The 16,717-nt window shown below is 66.6% G+C and carries 18 protein-coding genes; 13 read left to right on the top strand and 5 right to left on the bottom strand.

What is annotated here, in order from left to right; genetic code table 11:
• The first annotated feature begins 1 nt into the window (after position 1).
• The 3 genes from HDC36_RS09085 (at position 2) to HDC36_RS09075 (ending at position 2,462) form a co-directional block, all read left to right on the top strand.
• The gene (locus HDC36_RS09085; protein WP_179566476.1) at positions 2 to 535 is read left to right on the top strand and encodes a hypothetical protein; all 534 of its coding nucleotides are present in this window, start codon (positions 2 to 4) and stop codon (positions 533 to 535) included.
• Positions 536 to 678: 143 nt separating this feature from the next.
• On the top strand, positions 679 to 1,728 hold the full coding sequence (locus HDC36_RS09080) for a N(4)-(beta-N-acetylglucosaminyl)-L-asparaginase (RefSeq protein WP_179566474.1): 1,050 nt from the start codon (positions 679 to 681) through the stop codon (positions 1,726 to 1,728).
• Positions 1,729 to 1,742: 14 nt separating this feature from the next.
• Positions 1,743 to 2,462: a copper homeostasis protein CutC gene (locus HDC36_RS09075; RefSeq protein WP_179567949.1), complete on the top strand. Its 720-nt coding sequence runs from the start codon at positions 1,743 to 1,745 to the stop codon at positions 2,460 to 2,462.
• 645 nt (positions 2,463 to 3,107) lie between these two features.
• On the opposite strand, the gene HDC36_RS09070 is transcribed toward HDC36_RS09075, so the two are convergent.
• The gene (locus tag HDC36_RS09070) at positions 3,108 to 4,199 is read right to left on the bottom strand and encodes a sialidase family protein (RefSeq protein ID WP_179566472.1); all 1,092 of its coding nucleotides are present in this window, start codon (positions 4,197 to 4,199) and stop codon (positions 3,108 to 3,110) included.
• Positions 4,200 to 4,864: 665 nt separating this feature from the next.
• Between HDC36_RS09070 and HDC36_RS09065 the strand changes: the two genes are divergently transcribed.
• From HDC36_RS09065 to HDC36_RS09020, 10 genes are all read left to right on the top strand, one after another.
• Positions 4,865 to 5,131 carry a hypothetical protein gene (locus HDC36_RS09065; protein ID WP_179566470.1) on the top strand — a complete coding sequence of 89 codons (267 nt, stop codon included), beginning with the start codon at positions 4,865 to 4,867 and terminating at the stop codon, positions 5,129 to 5,131.
• A 38-nt stretch (positions 5,132 to 5,169) separates the two neighbouring features.
• Positions 5,170 to 7,371, top strand: coding sequence for a hypothetical protein (locus HDC36_RS09060; RefSeq protein WP_179566468.1), 2,202 nt, complete (start codon positions 5,170 to 5,172; stop codon positions 7,369 to 7,371).
• Positions 7,372 to 7,394: 23 nt separating this feature from the next.
• Positions 7,395 to 7,625, top strand: coding sequence for a hypothetical protein (locus HDC36_RS09055; RefSeq protein ID WP_179566466.1), 231 nt, complete (start codon positions 7,395 to 7,397; stop codon positions 7,623 to 7,625).
• A gap of 247 nt (positions 7,626 to 7,872) precedes the next feature.
• Positions 7,873 to 8,436: a sigma-70 family RNA polymerase sigma factor gene (locus HDC36_RS09050; protein ID WP_179566464.1), complete on the top strand. Its 564-nt coding sequence runs from the start codon at positions 7,873 to 7,875 to the stop codon at positions 8,434 to 8,436.
• A 159-nt stretch (positions 8,437 to 8,595) separates the two neighbouring features.
• Positions 8,596 to 8,829, top strand: a complete 234-nt coding sequence (locus HDC36_RS09045) for a RebB family R body protein (protein ID WP_145702145.1) — start codon at positions 8,596 to 8,598, stop codon at positions 8,827 to 8,829.
• Between the two features lie 509 nt (positions 8,830 to 9,338).
• Complete coding sequence (locus tag HDC36_RS09040) at positions 9,339 to 9,812, top strand: hypothetical protein (RefSeq protein WP_218848125.1); 474 nt, start codon at positions 9,339 to 9,341, stop codon at positions 9,810 to 9,812.
• A gap of 40 nt (positions 9,813 to 9,852) precedes the next feature.
• Positions 9,853 to 10,422 carry a hypothetical protein gene (locus HDC36_RS09035; RefSeq protein WP_179566462.1) on the top strand — a complete coding sequence of 190 codons (570 nt, stop codon included), beginning with the start codon at positions 9,853 to 9,855 and terminating at the stop codon, positions 10,420 to 10,422.
• A 581-nt stretch (positions 10,423 to 11,003) separates the two neighbouring features.
• Positions 11,004 to 11,324 (top strand): RebB family R body protein, encoded by a 321-nt coding sequence (locus HDC36_RS09030; protein ID WP_145702141.1) that lies wholly within the window; start codon positions 11,004 to 11,006, stop codon positions 11,322 to 11,324.
• Between the two features lie 86 nt (positions 11,325 to 11,410).
• Entirely contained in the window at positions 11,411 to 11,761 is a 351-nt protein-coding gene (locus HDC36_RS09025; RefSeq protein ID WP_179566460.1) for a RebB family R body protein, read from the top strand.
• 228 nt (positions 11,762 to 11,989) lie between these two features.
• Positions 11,990 to 12,850 (top strand): Crp/Fnr family transcriptional regulator, encoded by an 861-nt coding sequence (locus HDC36_RS09020; RefSeq protein ID WP_179566458.1) that lies wholly within the window; start codon positions 11,990 to 11,992, stop codon positions 12,848 to 12,850.
• 167 nt (positions 12,851 to 13,017) lie between these two features.
• On the opposite strand, the gene HDC36_RS09015 is transcribed toward HDC36_RS09020, so the two are convergent.
• The 4 genes from HDC36_RS09015 to HDC36_RS09000 form a co-directional block, all read right to left on the bottom strand.
• The gene (locus HDC36_RS09015; RefSeq protein ID WP_179566456.1) at positions 13,018 to 14,151 is read right to left on the bottom strand and encodes an acyltransferase family protein; all 1,134 of its coding nucleotides are present in this window, start codon (positions 14,149 to 14,151) and stop codon (positions 13,018 to 13,020) included.
• A gap of 103 nt (positions 14,152 to 14,254) precedes the next feature.
• Positions 14,255 to 14,995 (bottom strand): LytTR family DNA-binding domain-containing protein, encoded by a 741-nt coding sequence (locus HDC36_RS09010; protein WP_179566454.1) that lies wholly within the window; start codon positions 14,993 to 14,995, stop codon positions 14,255 to 14,257.
• On the bottom strand, positions 14,992 to 16,101 hold the full coding sequence (locus HDC36_RS09005; protein WP_179566452.1) for a histidine kinase: 1,110 nt from the start codon (positions 16,099 to 16,101) through the stop codon (positions 14,992 to 14,994). Before HDC36_RS09005 ends, HDC36_RS09010 begins: the two co-directional genes overlap by 4 nt.
• Before the next feature lie 164 nt (positions 16,102 to 16,265).
• The gene (locus HDC36_RS09000) at positions 16,266 to 16,673 is read right to left on the bottom strand and encodes a DUF2251 domain-containing protein (protein ID WP_179566450.1); all 408 of its coding nucleotides are present in this window, start codon (positions 16,671 to 16,673) and stop codon (positions 16,266 to 16,268) included.
• Positions 16,674 to 16,717: the final 44 nt, after the last annotated feature.

Genomic DNA, 16,717 nt, shown 5'->3' with positions numbered 1-16,717 from the left:
CATGAAATTTTTTCTTATCATTTTATCTTTTTTGGGCCTTCTTTCTTGCGGTGCTAGTGCTGGATCTTCGGAATCGATTGGGTATATTGTCCCTGCATGTGAACAGGTAGGGGCGTCTGTTGAAACAAAAAAATGGTCAACCTCTCAATATTTATTTGAATCATCTAAGGCTAAGCAAGTTTGTGCGCAGACTATTTCTTCTGGTGTGAAAATTGGTACTCCATTGCGCATTGTTCCTTACAAAAGTGGATTGATTGATGTTGAGTTCGAGTGCAGTCATCAGGATTCAATAAGTTTTTTTAAAAAAAATGCAGGTAAAGAAGTATTTTTTGTTGCGGGAAATGAAGCGGTTGTAAAAGCTAGGGTTCCCGAGAATCCTACTGATGACCGATGCGCCTTGTTGGGGCAGACAGATCTTAAGGAGTCTGTCTCAATTTGTGAGGCATTCGCGCATTCGCTAAATAAGGATAAGGGTAAGTGTGTGGAGCTTTGCTCTCAATATGATTCAGGTTGGGCATGTGTTGTGCATAACTAAAATTTGCCTAATGCATGGGTGATGCGATAAATCTCCAATCAAGGGGCATGCCTTCAATCCCACCCCGCTCTGTCGCATGATGCAAGGCCAACCGCGCATGCTCTTCGCGCGGCGCCCATCCTTCCCCGCGCCGGAGCCACCCCATGCACGAACGCCGCCACTTCCTGAAGACCGCCGCCTTCGGCGCCCTTGCGACCGGCTTGGCCGCCGCGCTGCCACGTGTACGGGCTGCCGCCAGCAACGGCGTCGCACCCCTGCCGCGCGGCGCGGCGCGGGTGATCTCGACCTGGGACTTCGGGATCGCGGCGAACCAGGTGGCGTGGCAGGTGCTGGCGCGCGGTGGCGCGGCGCTGGATGCGGTGGAGGCCGGGGTGCGGGTGCCGGAGGCCGATCCGGACAATCCGACGGTGGGGTTGGGCGGCTATCCCGACCGCGATGGGCGGGTCACGCTCGATGCCTGCATCATGGATCACACCGGCGGCTGCGGGTCGGTCGCGGCGCTGGAGGACATCGTGCATGCGATCTCGGTGGCGCGGCGGGTGATGGAGAAGACGCCGCACGTGATGCTGGTCGGCGACGGGGCGCTGCAGTTCGCGCTGGCGCAGGGCTTCGAGCGCACCAACCTGCTGACGCCGTCGTCGGAGAAGGCGTGGAAGGAGTGGCTGAAGAAATCGGAGTACAAGCCGGAGGCGAACATCGAGAACCGCGCCTACCAGAAGGGCACGTTGCCCGGCGGCAAGGACAACCACGACACCATCGGCATGCTGGCGCTGGACGCGCACGGCAATCTGTCCGGCGCCTGCACCACTAGCGGCATGGCGTGGAAGATGCACGGACGGGTCGGCGACAGTCCGATCATCGGTGCCGGTCTTTACGTCGACAACGAAGTGGGCGGCGCGACCTCGACCGGCGTCGGCGAGGAGGTGATCCGCAATGTCGGCAGTTTCGCGGTGGTGGAGATGATGCGCCAGGGCAAGAGTCCGGCCGAGGCCTGCCGCGAGGTGGTGATGCGCATCGTGCGGCGCAAGCCGCAGTTGACCCGCGACCTGCAGGTCGGGTTCCTGGCGATGAACAAGCGTGGCGAGGTCGGCGCGTTCGCGATCCAGCCCGGTTTCAGTTACGCGGTCTGCGATGCGCAGCGGCAGGATCTGCTGCTGCCGGGGCAGAGCCATTTCGCGAAGCCGGCCGCATGAGCCAGGCCGTGCCGATGGGATTTGAAGTGGCTGCCGATTCGATCGGTTCGGCGCTGGCGGCGCAGGCCGGCGGGGCGATGCGGGTGGAGCTGTGCGGCGGCCTGGACGGCGGCGGGCTGACGCCCTCGTTCGGCACGCTGGCGGTGCTGCGCGATCGCTTGACCATTCCGCTGTATGTGCTGATCCGCCCGCGGGTCGGCGATTTCGTGTTCGACGACGCGGAAGTGGAGGCGATGCGCCGCGACGTGGAGCAGTGCGTGCGGCTGGGGTGCGACGGGGTGGTGCTGGGTGCGCTGGATCCGGCCGGCGAGGTCGATATGGCGACGATGCGGGTGTTGATCGCGGCGGCTGGATCGCTCGGGGTCACGTTCCACCGCGCCATCGATGTCAGCGCCGATCCGCGGCGTGCGTTGGAGGATGCGATCGCGCTAGGGTGCGAGCGGGTGCTGACGTCGGGTGCGCGCGAGACGGCGGAGGAGGGCGCTGCGCTGATCGCCGAGCTGGTCCGGCAGGCAGGCACGCGCTTGAGCGTGATGCCTGGATCGGGAGTGTCCGATACCAATCTGGCGCGGCTGCGTGCGCTGACCGGCGCGCGCGAGTTCCATGGTTCGGCGCGCGGGCCGCTGGCGTCGCGCGCGCTGACGCCGCATCCGCATGTGCGCAGCCTGGGTGGGGATCGCATGCAGACCGATGTGGAGCGGGTTCGGCGGATGGTGGCGTTGCTCGCGGAGTAGTGGGGCGCCGGCGGTGTGTGGGAGGCGATTCGTCTGCCGCGACTGGATGGGGCAGAGCTATCCTGATTTCCGCCGATGATGTGGATTGCGGTCAGCGTCTGCGATATGGCAGGAGGAGCTTCGGTCCCGACAGATCAACAAATCGGTGGAGTGACAGGCTCCGTTCGTCGCGACTGAAGTCGCTCCCACAGGGGCTTGCGGCTGGGCTGCCTGGTGCGCTGTGGGAGGAACATCGGCCCTGTCGGTTGCCGAAGTCAGCTGGTTCGTCGTGGGCTGTGTCGCGGTTGAAACCGCTCCTACAAGGAAGTGTGCGATTGATTGGCTGGGCGCACTGTAGGAGGGGCTTCAGTCCCGACGGACGGCTGCCGGAGCCTGCTATCTCGTCGCAGTCTGTGTCGCGGTTGAAACCGCTCCTACAAGGAGGCTTGCGGTTAGCTGGCTGGGCGCACTGTGGGAGGGACTTCAGTCCCGGCGGTTGCCGAAGTCCGCTAGTTCGTCGTGGCCTGTGTCGCGGCTGAAGCCGCTCCTACAGGAAGCCCGCGCCGCGTTCGCTGGTCGCTGGTCGCTGCGGCGTCAGATCGCCCATTCGCATGAAGTACGAATGACGCTTCGCGCAACCAGCGCCTCATGCCGAGACGCGAAACCTCACTCCTTGCCGCCCGGCTTCGCCGCAGCCACGCTCAATCGCTTTGGGTCCAGCACCACGTGCTTGATGCGGGTGCGTTTCCAGGTGTAGCTGATGTGCACCAGGCCGTCGCGGGTCTGGATGACCGCCGGGTAGGAGAATTCGTCCTTGGCGCTGTCTTCCAGGGTCAGCACGCGGGTCCAGTGGCTGCCGTCGGCGGACAGGGCGACCGCCAGGGTGCCACGGCCGTCCCACCAGTCCTTGCCGGCTTCGGTGGGGTTGTAGACCAGCAGCGAGCGGCCGTCGGCCAGGACCACGGCGTCGGTGCCGGAGTTGGGGTTGGCCAGGTCGAGCAGGGTCATCGGTCCCCAGCTGCGGCCGTGGTCGTGCGACCAGGTGCTGAACACGTGGTTCTGCTGGCTGCGGCCGATCGCCTGCACGCGGCCGTCGGTGTGCACCAGCACGCTGGGCTGGATCGCGCCGATCCGCGCCGGGTCGTTCAGCGCCGGGCCGCGGGTCCAGTGCGCGCCGTTGTCGTCGGACCACTCCATGTGCGCGACCCAGCCGGCGTCTTCGCTGCTGCTGGGGCTGAGGATGCGGCCGTCGGCCAGTTGCACCGGCTTGTTCTTGATCGGGCCGAGGATGCCCTCGGGCAGGCGCTCGGGCGCAGACCAGTGCGCGCCGCCATCGCGGGAAGTGATCTGCATGCCCCACCAGCGCTTCGGGTCCGGACCGACCTTGTAGAACAGCCGCAGCGGTCCCTTGGCCGGCTGGAACAGCACAGGGTTCCATGCCGGCAACGGCGCGCCCTTTGGCTGCTTGCCGTCGGCCACGCGTTGCGCCGGCTGCCAGCCGTGCGCGTCGCGCCGTGCGACCCAGATGCCGACGTTGTCGGCGCCCTCGTGGCGCCCGCCGAACCACGCGGCGAGCAGGCCGTCGCGGGTTTCCAGCAGGGTCGAGGCATGGCACTGCGCGGTCGGCGCCGCGGCGTTGACGAATTCGCTGTAGACGATCGGCGAGGGCAGGCCGAGCGGCGGTGCGGTCGGCGCGGGCGCGGCGATCGCGCGCACGGCGAACAGCGAAAGGAGTGGGAGCAGCGTGGGGTACATCATGGTGGTCCGGTCCTGTGCCGGTTAAAGAGATACCTATTTATCATCAATTAAATACCACATGCTGACTGTGTAGGCAGCAATCGGGTGCTTCGACACCGTCGAGGACCTGCGAGCCGAACCGCCCGCTCTCGCCGATCCGCCGGCTGGCCGCCCTGGCCTGCCGCGCTGGCCGCGCCGCGCGCGCTGGCGGATAGCTTCCCCCGAGGGAAGCCGTCGTCGCAGCAGTTCGGGGTCCAGGTCGCGCAGGCCGACGCGATCGGGCATACGAAGATCGATCGCTTCCCGGCGGTCATGGCTTCGCGCGTGCGCCTGAATCTAACTGGCCAGCGCCGACGCGTCGCACATCCGCGCGTTCAAGTTGTTCGGCATGGGCGCTGCCGCGCGCTGAATCCGCCCGTCTGCGCCACGCACCGGCCGCGCCTGGCGTCCGCCGGGCGCGGCCTTTTTCACATCGCGGCGAAGCCTGCGTTTAGGAGAGTGTCGCCGAGCATCGCGCGATGCCTGCAGTGCGCTGCGCGGACGAGGCATGCGCGAGTCGATGGCGATACGTTTCCGAACGGAGCATCGCCATGGTCAGCAGGGCAGGTGGACGCCGATCCCGTTTCCGGTCGGCATGGGCGCGTTGCAGGGTCCGGCGCCGCGCGCGCCTGCGTCAGGCATGGTGCGTGGCGCTGGCGTGCATCGCGGTCATGCTGGCGCCCTCCTGGGATACGCGTGCGCAGTCGCTGTCGGCCATGGCCGAGGCTTGCCGCGATCCATTGCGGACCGCCCGCGAGCAGCCGATCACCCCTCGGCCTCCCGGCACGCCGCTGGCGCCGACCAGGCGCGACGATTCGATCGATGCGCTGCAACGCGTCGCGCTCGCCGCCGGCCGTCCGCGCTCGCGCTGCGCTGCGGACCCGGAGCGATCCGGTTTTCATTCTCGTCCCTAGGCGGCGGATGCCGCCCGTCTCTTCCTAAAGGATCCGCCATGGCCTATTTCAAGCTCGCCGAACAAACCCAGCTGACCCGCTACGTCTGCGATTACCACAGCCACTTCACCGGCATCCTGCCGACGCAGCGCAAGCAGGACGACGCGGCCGGGCCGTCGCTGGCGCGGTTGCTGGCGCAGCGTTTCTATCCCAACGACGCGCATGGCTTGGCCAAGGGCGAACTGCTGCTGTTCGACTATGCGCTGGCGCTGATGACCGATCCGGCCAGTAATCCGTTCGCACGGCTGCTGCGCAAGGCCAATCGCGCCGAGTACGAGCGCGCCGAGTGCGTGGCGGAGAATCTGTACATCGCCTGCCAGGTGCTGGCGGCGAACGCGGGTTACCTGCAGGAAGAACTGGCGCTGCCGCCGCAGTCGCCGGCGCTGTATGCGCTGGTCGGCCGCGAGATCGTCGCCCCGGCGCTGGCGTCCGCGGCAGGACCGGACGCGCGCTTGCGCGAGCTGGTGCGCTACTTCAACAACAAGATCTACAGCGCCAGCAAGTACACCCCGTTCGACGACGCCTACAAACTGCGCGGGAATTTCGTGAAGCAGCTGTGCCAGGGCGATCCGGCCCGCTACGGCAGCTGGAGCGAAGCGCAGCAGGCAGACTACCGGCTGTGGGTGACCGCGACCTTCGACTACCTGCGCGAGGACGGCGTGCTGCTGACCCAGAGCGCGGCCACCGAGGACGAGATCCCGCAGCTGGCCGCGCTCGCGCAGCAGTACAACGCGCAATACGGCACGGACTACCGCCTGCTGGTGCACACGCCGCACCAGTACATGCCCGATGGCGCGCTGACCAAGTATCTGACCGACAAGGTCAAGCCGTTGCTGGCCGGGCCGGGCGACGGCTACGCGACCATCGTCGGGCTGGACCTGCTGGGCGCGGAGAACAAGGTCGGCAACTACGGCGAGCTGTTCGCCTGGCTGCAGTCCACTGCCGATGCGTTGCGCGGCAACTTCGGCAGCGGCGACGGCAAGCGGGCGTTGCGCGCGATCGTGCACATCCACTGCGGCGAGGGCAGCGGCTTCGGCGCGGAGAACCGCTCGCTCACCGGTTACTACATCCATCAGGCCGGCGAGCCGGATCCGGCGTTCTACGCGGCGCTGTCCGCGCACGTGCTCGATGCCTGGAATGCGGCGCAGGCCAAGCGCCGCGACACGCCGCGCGGCACGCGCGGGACCGCCACGCCGCAGGGCCTGTTCGAGGAACTGTTCACCAATACCGCATTCGGGCATGCCGGGCACGTGCTGCGCCGGTTCGACATCAATGCGCCGCTGTCGCGCGAGCTGGCCGGCTATCACGCCAAGCGCAACGTGATGGCGCTGAGCGAGGCGCTGGACCAGCCATCGGCGACGCCGGCGACCGACTGCTACCACGCGCTGGTGCAGGACAATCCGCTGTATGCGTTCCGTCTCGGGCACGACTATTACTATCGCAGTTACATGGTGTCGCGCTATCCGTGGCTGGCCTTCGACACCAACCTGGGCAGCAACGCGATCACAGGCGCCTCGGCGCTGTTCGACTCGGTGCAGGGCTACCGGCTCAATCGCGGCTACCGGCATCTGGACGGCTACATCGATACCGACGTGCTCGCCGCGGTCGGCAACGCAGTGTTGAGCATGGAGGCGCAGGGACTGAGCCGCGCGCAGGTCGCCACCTTCATCGGCCTCAGTCGGCCGGACGATCTGGCCACGACGTTGCAGCAGAACCGGGCCGTGCTGCAGCCGCTGCTGACCGACGCGCTGGCGCCGATCCACGATCCGGCGCAGGACGATTTCATGTTCGACACCTACTGCAAGCTGACCCTGTACTGCGCCGGCGACGACCCCTCCGCCGCCTCGCGTTACCAGGCGATGGTGCGCAGCCTGCTGGTGTTCCAGAACTGGCGTTCCTACCTGCTCGGCGCCGACGGCCAGGGCGTGGAGCACACCGGCGTGCAGCACGAGTATCTGCGCATGCTGGTGCTGTTGATCTATACGCTGCTGCCGAACAACCAGAACGATCTGCAGGTGGACCTGCTGCAGACCGTGGCCGCGCTGCTGCGCAAACTCGCGCTCGGCTACTGGCGGGCGACCATCGGCCAGCCGGGCATGCTCGAGGTCAACGCCGATCCGCTGGGCCTGGAATCGCTGGATGGCTTCAAGGGTCCCGCCTCGGTGGTCGTGGTGCGGCGCACGCCGCCAACCCAGCCGTGACCTCCGGGCAAGGGGACATCGCGATGGACGAGATCACCGAGTACCTGTGGCAAGAGCAACTAGCGCAACCGCCAACCGTGGCGGCAGACACGCCGCCGGTGGACGCCGCAGCGACTACGCCGCCGCAGTCGCAGTCGCCGGCGCCGGCGCCGGCGCCGGAGCAGCCCTATCAGCCCAACCTGGACCAGTTGCTGCGTGCATTGAGCAACCCCGAAGTGCGCGAGGCCCTGGTCAAGCTGCTGCAGCCCCGCTGATCCACGCCGACACATTCCGATCCGGGCCTGACTGCATGCGCAGCAGGCCCTTTTTTTGCGTACGCGCGCGACAGGAAACTTGGTCGCTGCGGCGCACGCGCGTATGCATTCGTAGACAAAGCAAGGTGGCGTGCCGCATGTGGCGCGGCCGGCCGCCAATGCGGCGTGGCGTTGTCACCCAGGGAACAGCTATTGCCTGCAAGCCCCGCAGAGACTCGTTGCACAAGGGACTTCGGGAGTGTGTGCGATGGATGTGGCAACGGGGAAAGAGGAAGGGGATGCCGGCCGTTTCGCCAGGGCCGACGAGATGTTCACGCGGGCATGGCGCAACGCTCTGCCGGATCTGCGCCGGCGTGCGTTGCGGCTGGCCAACGGTCGCCTGGATGCTGCGGAAGACCTGCTGTCGGATACCGCGGTGAAGGCGCTGCTGTTCATGCGCCGCTCGCCGGAGGCGATGACCGATCCGCAGGGATTCCTATTCGTGGTGTTGCGCCACGTGTTTCTGGACACGGTCAGGCGTCGCCGCGGCGGCGAGCCGCTGGACCGGCAACACGAGGCGCACGACGTGGACACCGTGGCCGACCAGGGCATGACCGCGCTGCAGCGCGCCGAGTTGAGCGATCAGATGGAGCGTGTGGTCGCCGCGGTGGCGGCGCTGACCCGCGAACAGCGGCGCCTGTTCGGCTACCGCTTCGTCGAGGAATTGCCGTATCCGGTGATCGCCAATCTGCTCAGCATCAACCAGCCGCTGGTGCGCAAGCGCGTGGAGTTGCTGCGCAAGCGCCTGCGCCTCGCGCTGGTGGCGGAGTGAGCACGCGCGGCCAGGGTTTCACAAACCGCCCACGGCGGCGTTTTCATTCAACGCCGGGCCGGCGCGGGCTGCGGCATCGCGGGCACTGCGGCTGACCCACGGCTCCGTCCGTGACGACCGCAGCGCCTCCCGGCAGGCGACTTACGAAGGAACAGGTTCATGGCAGACAACACGCTCGTCAATTCGCAGATCACCGATGCGGTCACCCAGACCAACGTCAAGGTGGTGGCCGAGGCGCCCGCCCAGGCGATCGCCTCGCTGTACCAGGTCTCCAGCCACTCCACCGGGCTGGCGTTGCAGAACGCGGTGTACAGCCAACAGGCGCTCAACCAGATCTCCACCGCGGTGGTGTCCAAGGCGGTGGCGCTGATCATGGCGATCGGCGAGAAGTGACGCGGCCCGCATAGCGCCGGGCGCTGCCGCGGCGTCGTTCCATCCTTCAGGAGAGTGGCATGTGGCCTTTCAACAGCAAGACCAACCCGCCGCCAGCGGCCGCCGCAGCGCCGGCGCCCGCGGTAGCATCGCCGGCGCCGGGTGCTGCGACGGTACCCGACGCACCGGCGGCGAGCGCTGCGGCGGCAGACGGGCCCGTGCCGACAGCGGACGGCGCGGCGCCATCGGCCCCCGCATCCGCGCCCGCGCCCACCGTTGCCGCTGCCGCTGAGGCGGTGCCTGCCAGTGTACCGACGGCTTCGCCGACGGGAAGCGCTGGCGGCGCCGATGCAGGCAGTCCCGATGCGGCGCCCGCGTCGACCGCCACCGACGCCGCGGCGGCCAGTGCCGGCAGCGCTGCGGTTGCCCCGGCCAGCGATGGCGATGGCGCGTCGCCGCCGCCGGCGACACCGACCTCGCCACCGCCTCCGCCTCCTCCGCCACCGCCACCGCCACCGCCACCGCCATCCATGCTGAGGACCCTCAACGCGCGCATGCTGGACCAGGCGGCTGCAGCGACACCGGCCAGCGACGCGCTCAACAGCAAGATCGTGCAGGCGGTGCGGCTCACCAATGCCGAAACGATGGCGTATGCGCCATCGCAGATCGTGATCGGTTCGGACATGCTGATCAGCCAGGCGGCCGGTCTGGTCGCGCAGTCGGCGGCGGTCTATTTCGACGGCGTCAGCAAGATGGCGCTGGCCAGCCAGGGCGTGCTGATCAAGCAGATGACCGAGAACCTGGCCGAGAACAAGCTCGAGCAGGCCGCCGAGGATGCGCTGGGCGTGCTGGCGACCGATGTGCTGGTCGGTGCGGCAGCGGCGGTGGCGGCCGCGGCCGGCGCGCTGGAAGCGGAGTCGGCCAGTTTCGCCATCGACAAGATCGACCAGAGCATCGCCAAGTACGCCGACCTGATGCGCGGGCGCAAGTCGGCCAGCAGCTGAGCGCGCGCACCGCGCGAGACACCCGCCATCGGGAGCCATCATGCAGGACACCCCAGAATCCGAACTCGATCCGTTGTACGGCTTCGCCCAGCGCTGGCTGGGGCGCGAGCTGAGCCCGGTCGAACGCGTGCAGTTGCAGGCCTTCGCGCAGTCGGCCAATGCCGCGCAGAGCAAGCCGTCGGCCAAGGCGCGGGAGATGTCGAAATCGCTGATCGACGCGGAGCGCCAGCGCGTGGACGGCTTGATCGCGCAGATGATGCACGGCATGCAGGACGCCGCGCGCGGCGTCGAGCTGGCCGACGGCGCCAGCGGCCATGCGGTGCTCGATGCGGTCGCCGCCGCGCCGTCGCTGGACGCGTTGCGTCCGGGCCGGCTGCGCCCGCTGCAGAGCGGCGAGACCAGCGGCAACCAGCTGCTGGTGGCGCAGATCGCCGATCGCCTGGGCAACCTGGTACGCAAGGAAGTGCAGGCCTGCTTCGATCGCGAGTTCGGCAACCTGGCGCAACAGATGCAGACGGTGGTGGACGCGGCGCGCGCGGTCGGATTGGTCGATGCGCCGCCGTCGGCGGAGGCGGGCGAAAGTACCCCGGCAACGCCCGCTTCGGGCTGATCCATCCGAACGCGCATGGCCGTGCATGTCCGCTTCGTCGGCGGATGTGCGCGGCCGTGCGTGTTTGCGTATCTGCGGTGTGGCGGTGTGGCAGTGCGGTGATGCGGCGGCGGCAATGCTGCGGTACGTGCTGCGCAATTCGTGCCGGATGCGCCTGCGCACATATCTGCCGCAGCAGTGGCGATACGGCGATGGGACCGATCGATGACGCACAGGTCGGCATTGCATGGGCTGCCGAATGCGATCCCTCGGTAGCCGTCTGTGGGCCATCGCATGCGCCTGTAGTAGGCAGCCGCTGCCATGACGCCAAGCGAACGTGGCGATACCCGCCGTCGCGAGACAGGCGATGCAGCGGCAAGGGCGGCGGTACCGCAGGCCATGCAGTTCGCTTGCGCCGTCGTCGCCGTCGCCGTCGCCGATCCGGCACGGCGGTGCGCACGTGTTTGCCGGCGACCCTGCCGGCCTGCGCCAAACCCGGTGGAACAGCGAGACAAGTGCGGCGCCTGGTTTCACAGTCCGTGCACTGCGCCGTTTTCAGTGATCGTACGGCGTGGGCCGTACGCCAACCCAGGAGCGAACACATGGCATTTCCAACCGCCGTCAACGACCAGATCACCGATGCGGTCACCCAGTCCAACGTCAAGGTCATCGGCGAAGCGCCGGCCTTTGCGATGGCGTCGATCTACCAGAGCATGGCGCACTCGACCGGCATCCTGTTCGAGAACGCCGTCTCGGCGCAGCAGCAGCAGAACACGCTGGCGCAGGCCGCGGCCAACCAGGGCGTGATGCAGATCTACAGCCTGGATACCACCGCCGCCGCCGGCGCCACCGAGAAGGTCGCGCAGACCGGTGTCTCCGACAACCTCACCAGCCTGCTGACCGTGCTCAACGCGTTCAAGTAAGCGTCGGCCCGCTTGCCGTCGCCATAGCGCGGCGACGGTAGCGCGGGGCGCGAGTCTGCTATTCCTTTCCTATCGAGGAGCGTTTCATGGCTTATCCCACCGCAGTCAACAACCAGATCACCGATGCCGTCACCCAGTCCAACGTCAAGGTCATCGGCGAGGCGCCGGCCTTCGCCATGGGCTCGATCTACCAGAGCCTGGCCCATTCCAGCGGCATCCTGTACGAGAACGCGGTCGCTTCCCAGCAGCAGCAGAACACGCTGGCGCAGGCGGCCAACAACCAGGGCGTGATGCAGATCTACAGCCTGGACACCACCGCCGCGGCGGGGGCGTCGGAGAAGATCGCGCAGACCGGCGTGTCCGACAACCTCACCAGCCTGATGACCGTGCTGCAGGCGTTCAAGGGCGGCGGCGTCGCGGGCTTGAACAACCCCTGACGCCGGCGCGTCCAGGACGGCGCCACGACGCGGTCGCGCCGTTCCTTTGCCGGTCTCGTCCACTTCGGTCCGCAGGCGTGCGGATCGGAGCGGCGATGCCGCCGCGGCGCGTACCGCGCCGCCTTCCACCACGCCCTGCCCTCGACCGGTGCGCGCCTTGGCTGCCCGCCGCGGCAGGATGCGTTCGACGCCAGGCGTTGCGCAATGCGGCGCCTGAGAAGGGGGAGTATGGACTTTCCTGCAGTGGCCACCCTGGAGGCCGCAGACATCGTCGCTGCGGCCCATGTCGGCAACGACCTGCAAACGCCCGCGGCCCATGCCGGCCATCGGACACTGCTGGAGCGTTCGGTGCTGTTCCACGACCTGCCTGCCGCGTTGCTCGACCACCTGCTCGCACATGCCAGCGAATGCGACCTGGTGCCGGGCAGCGTGCTGTTCTTCAAGCACGACCCGAGCAGCTTCGTCGGCGTGGTGGTGCGCGGGCGCCTGTACAAGGTGCTGTATGGCGCGGACGGACAGGAACTGATCGTCGGCACCATCGAGCCGGGCGGCCTGGTGGACGAAGCCGCGCTGCTTGAGCCGCACGGGCGCAGCTTCACCGCGATCGCATTCGGCGCCAGCACCGTGCTCAAGCTGTCGCGCCGGCACTTCGCGCCCCTGATGGAATCGCCGTTGCTGCGGCAGCGCATCGAAGCGCTGCTGCGCGTGCGCCTGCGACAGGCCCTGGACAGCCTGGAAAGCATGTGCCTGCACCGGCTGGAAGTGCGCCTGGCGCGCTACGTGCTGCGCCAGCTGGAGGTGCAGGAGTGGCAGCGCGGCGGCAACTGCGCGATCGTGCTGCCGCCCAACCAGAGCATCCTGGCGGCGATGCTCAACGTCAGCCGCTCCAAGCTCAATGCCCAGCTGCAGCAATGGAAGCGCAACGGCCTGGTCAGCCGCCGCCGCAACCTGCTGCGCATCCACGACCTCGACGCGCTGTGCGCCAAGGCCTACCTGCACGCCAACGCACCGCTGCGCACGCTGGCCTGGCACGGCGAGGACGGACTGCGACCGGTGCCGTGCCTGCCGTTGCTTCCGTGCAGTGGCTAGCGCATCGCCGAATTCACAGTACCCCTGTAGGAGCGGCTTCAGTCGCGACAGGATGCCCCAGGAACACGGATGGCAACCGCCCTGCGCAAGCATGGTTACCCTATTCTTCGGCACCCTCGCACCGCCCAGGAGGGCACCGGATAAGAAAAATCCCCGAGTAGGGTGCGTCATTTCGCAATATGACCCGAGCGCGCAGGCTTCTCCCTCATCCCGAAGGCAAGGCGCAATACGGCAAACCTCCGCAGGAACCCCTCGTAAAGCACTAGGCACGCGCCCATGCTGAGAAGCAGGATGGCGAAGTATTTCATCCACGGGCCCCACGCGCATTGGATGACGTAATAGCCGATCGCGACAATGATCGTCTGATGCATGATGTAGAACGGATAGCTGGCGTCCTTCGCCCAGGCAAGGACGCGATTCGTGCGGGAGAGATAGCGGTAGCCGTAGCCGAGGAACACCATGAGCCATAGCCAGGTGAAGAGGTTGGAGCCGACCCTGTCGATCAGGGAGTCGTGCAGGATGATCCCCGTGGTGAACAGCGAGATCAGCAGGAAGAACGCCGCCAGTCCCATGACGAGCGACCATCGGCGGAAATCGGATAGCCACTTCCAGACGCCGGGCATGGAGGCCATGAAGTATCCGTACGCCGTCAGCAGCAAGTAATGGTTGAAGATGTACCAATCGCTGACGAGATTGTGCGTCTCCGGGAACCGCAGTTTCAGCAGGGCTTCGTTGATGCCCAGCGGGATCCCCAGCAGGAAAAGCCATTTTCCCGGCGCAATGTGTTTTGCGGTTCGCTTCCACCACAGCATTGCGGGGAGCAGCAACACCACGTACACGTACAGGTAAAGAATGAACCACAGGTGGTGCCAGCTGAAATCGCCGGCCGGATAGAAATGGAATTGCAGAACGCGCGTCAGGTAGAAATCCAGATAGCCGCCAGTCCATTGTCCATGCAGCAGCCGCTCGTAGTAGATCTGCGGCGGGACGACCAGGAACATGCCCACGATCAGGGGCAGCAGCAGTTTTTGCGTCCGTTCTCGCAGGAACAGCCCGGTACTGCGCCGCTGCAGCGCGAACCACATGCCGGCCCCGGCAATGACGAACAGCAGCGGCATGCGCAAACGATGGGCGATATCCATCGGCCACTCGAGAGAGGGAATGGTCTGGCTGTTGACGACATGCCAGCCCCAGCCGACGAAGATCATCCCCGTATGGAAGAAGAACAGCACGAAGATGGCGATGACGCGTAACCAGTCCAGGAAGTCGTAGCGTTCCTGCGGTTGTGTGGTGGCAAGCATCGGTTGGGTCTCCCGTATCCGCGATATCGGGAAGCCTGAGCGATCGGCAGCTGGCCAGCAGCGGATTTGTGGCGGGCGGAGGCCGGCCGTGGCAAAGCGGACGCTACCAGCCCATGCGCGCGAACAAGGCTTCGCGATACCGCCGGCTGAGCCGCAGGGTGCGGCCGTTGCGGAGATGGAGTTCGTAGTCGCCCTTGAACAGCGGCGTGAGCGATCCGATGCAGGCGACGTTCGTCGCGGCCGACCGATGGATGCGGACGAAGCGCTGTTCGCCCAGCTGCGCCAGCAGATCCTGCAGGGTCCTGCGCATCAGGTAGGTGCGCGCAGCGGTATGCACATGCACGTAGTTGTCGTCGGCTTCCAGCCACTCGATCGATGCGGTTTCGATCAGGTGCAGCCGTTCGCCATCGGGCACGAGCAGGCGCTCGCACTCCGGGGCGCGTGCCCGCCCGATCGCGACCGCCGCCGCACCGGACTCGTGCGCGTCCAGCCGCTCGCGCACGCGTTGCACGGTGCGCGCGAGCCGATCCCGGTCGTAGGGCTTGAGCAGGTAGTCGATCGCGTTGAGGTCGAACGCCTTTACGGCATGCGCATCGAAGGCGGTCACGAACACGATCAGCGGCGCGCTCGAGGGGTCGAGCTGCGCCGCGACCTGCAGTCCCGACAGCGTCGGCATACGCACATCCAGAAACGCCACGTGCGGCCGGAGTTGCCTGATGCAGTGCGCTGCCGACAATCCGTCCCCGGCCGACCCGACCACGGCGATGCCCGGTTGCTCCGCCAGCCAGCGTTCGAGCTTCTCGCGCGCGGGCGCTTCGTCGTCGGCGATCACGGCGCGGATCATCGCGTGGCCTCCGCCAGCGGGATCGAGACGCGCGCGGCGACACCGCCACCTTCGTTGCGGACGACCAGGGACGCAGCATCGCCATAGATGATGCCTAGCCGCTCCCGGCAGTTGCGCAATCCCAACCCGTCATGCATCTCCAGCGCCGGCAGCATGGATCCAGAATTGCGCACTTCGATTTCCAGCGAGCCGCCTTCATGCCGCGCACTGATCGTGATGTCCACGCACGACAACGTGGGCTCGACGGCGTGTTTGAACGCATTCTCCAGCAAGGGTTGCAGGAGGAGTGCAGGAACGCTGGCATCGAGCAGTGCGGCATCGACCCGCCACGTCAGGGTCACCCGATCCCGGAACCGCTCGCGCATGATGTCCGCGTATAGCTCGAGCGTGCGCAGCTCCGCAGCGAGCGGCGTCATCGCGTTCTCGACTGTCCCAAGGCTGGTGCGCAGCAGGTCGCCGAGCGCCGCCAACAGACGGTCGGCCCGCGCCACGTCCATATGCATCACCGAAGAGACGGTATTGAGTGCGTTGAACAGGAAGTGCGGCCGCAGCTGACCCTGAAGGTGCGCCAGCTGCGCCTCGGCCAGCGCCTTCTGCGTTTGCAGCAGGCGCGTCCTTTGCAGTTGCCACTGGCCATGCGACTCGAGTCCAAACAGGATCCCCAGCCACAGTCCCACGAAGACCGTCAGCTTGGCGGTTTCGTATACGAACAGATAGCGCCAGCTCGGATGCGCGTAGGTGAGGCCCAGCGCGGCATAGACCCCATGCCGGATCGCGTACACCGACACGACGAACGTGACCGCAACCACCGGCAACCAGCGCAGGTAGCGGCCGAACCAGGTCAGGGGCTTGTCCAGAGAAGGCGCGTGGCGTCCACGCACCCGGAACGCAAGCCAGAGCCATCCGGTCGCGACCAGCGCGGAACTTCCTTCCCACAGTACCGGCTCCCACCAGCGGGTGAGCGGATTGCGCAGACCTTCCTGCAGGGCAACGCCGATCATCAGCAGACAGAATCCGGTCCACAACACGATCAAGGCATTCCGGGTGAGCATCGCGCCGCTGGCGGCGTCGACGCCTGCCAGCGATGGATGAGATGGCGCGTTCATGTCGGCAAGTGTAGCCACGGCGCTAGGCGCGGGCGCGCCTATGTGGCAAGCGGGACCTGCATGGGGCAAGTGGGACGTGACGGGGGGCGATGCATCCAGGCTGTTGCCAGGTCTGAGCAACGGGCCAGTGGTTTGGTGTCTAGTTGACTGGCTCTGGGGGCGCGTTACGCAAACAACTCCACCGCGGCATCGCTCCACGCATGCCCATGCAATCCCCACGGGCTGTCCTCCGGCGCCGGCGGGAACCCGGTCCGGCAATAGCCGCGCTTGGCTTCGAAATCGAAGATCGCATGCGGATAGCCGTTGATCAGCAGTACCACCTTCTTGCTGTCCTGGGACCAGCCGATCTTCACTTCGGAAGGCGTCTCCCGGTCGGCGACGTCGGCAGCGTTGTAGATGTGCAGCGCATTCTGGATCGGGTTGTCATCCGCCGACGGGTCGACCGCATAGAAATAGCCGGTGTCGCCGTCGTCCTCGAAGACGGCGACGAACGGCTCCTCGGGCGCTTGCGCCTCGACAACCAGGGCGGTACCGACGAGCAACTCGCTTTCGGCAGTGAGGGTGATGGGCATGTACGTTCGCTCGGCTGCTGGATAGGTCAGCGCTGTCGCTCAGC

The organism is Xanthomonas sp. JAI131 (genome assembly GCF_013410075.1).
In the GTDB taxonomy this organism is placed as follows: domain Bacteria; phylum Pseudomonadota; class Gammaproteobacteria; order Xanthomonadales; family Xanthomonadaceae; genus Xanthomonas_A; species Xanthomonas_A bonasiae.
Note: the sequence above shows the minus strand (reverse complement) of the source record. Positions and strands in the feature narration are given on the sequence as shown.

Excerpts from the sequence above, each read along its gene's own strand:
- HDC36_RS09085 (WP_179566476.1), top strand. The coding sequence starts at position 2 with ATGAAATTTTTTCTTATCATTTTATCTTTTTTGGGCCTTCTTTCTTGC.
- HDC36_RS09080 (WP_179566474.1), top strand. The coding sequence starts at position 679 with ATGCACGAACGCCGCCACTTCCTGAAGACCGCCGCCTTCGGCGCCCTT.
- HDC36_RS09075 (WP_179567949.1), top strand. The coding sequence starts at position 1,743 with ATGGGATTTGAAGTGGCTGCCGATTCGATCGGTTCGGCGCTGGCGGCG.
- HDC36_RS09070 (WP_179566472.1), bottom strand. The coding sequence starts at position 4,199 with ATGATGTACCCCACGCTGCTCCCACTCCTTTCGCTGTTCGCCGTGCGC.
- HDC36_RS09060 (WP_179566468.1), top strand. The coding sequence starts at position 5,170 with ATGGCCTATTTCAAGCTCGCCGAACAAACCCAGCTGACCCGCTACGTC.
- HDC36_RS09055 (WP_179566466.1), top strand. The coding sequence starts at position 7,395 with ATGGACGAGATCACCGAGTACCTGTGGCAAGAGCAACTAGCGCAACCG.
- HDC36_RS09050 (WP_179566464.1), top strand. The coding sequence starts at position 7,873 with ATGGATGTGGCAACGGGGAAAGAGGAAGGGGATGCCGGCCGTTTCGCC.
- HDC36_RS09045 (WP_145702145.1), top strand. The coding sequence starts at position 8,596 with ATGGCAGACAACACGCTCGTCAATTCGCAGATCACCGATGCGGTCACC.
- HDC36_RS09040 (WP_218848125.1), top strand. The coding sequence starts at position 9,339 with ATGCTGAGGACCCTCAACGCGCGCATGCTGGACCAGGCGGCTGCAGCG.
- HDC36_RS09035 (WP_179566462.1), top strand. The coding sequence starts at position 9,853 with ATGCAGGACACCCCAGAATCCGAACTCGATCCGTTGTACGGCTTCGCC.
- HDC36_RS09030 (WP_145702141.1), top strand. The coding sequence starts at position 11,004 with ATGGCATTTCCAACCGCCGTCAACGACCAGATCACCGATGCGGTCACC.
- HDC36_RS09025 (WP_179566460.1), top strand. The coding sequence starts at position 11,411 with ATGGCTTATCCCACCGCAGTCAACAACCAGATCACCGATGCCGTCACC.
- HDC36_RS09020 (WP_179566458.1), top strand. The coding sequence starts at position 11,990 with ATGGACTTTCCTGCAGTGGCCACCCTGGAGGCCGCAGACATCGTCGCT.
- HDC36_RS09015 (WP_179566456.1), bottom strand. The coding sequence starts at position 14,151 with ATGCTTGCCACCACACAACCGCAGGAACGCTACGACTTCCTGGACTGG.
- HDC36_RS09010 (WP_179566454.1), bottom strand. The coding sequence starts at position 14,995 with ATGATCCGCGCCGTGATCGCCGACGACGAAGCGCCCGCGCGCGAGAAG.
- HDC36_RS09005 (WP_179566452.1), bottom strand. The coding sequence starts at position 16,101 with ATGAACGCGCCATCTCATCCATCGCTGGCAGGCGTCGACGCCGCCAGC.
- HDC36_RS09000 (WP_179566450.1), bottom strand. The coding sequence starts at position 16,673 with ATGCCCATCACCCTCACTGCCGAAAGCGAGTTGCTCGTCGGTACCGCC.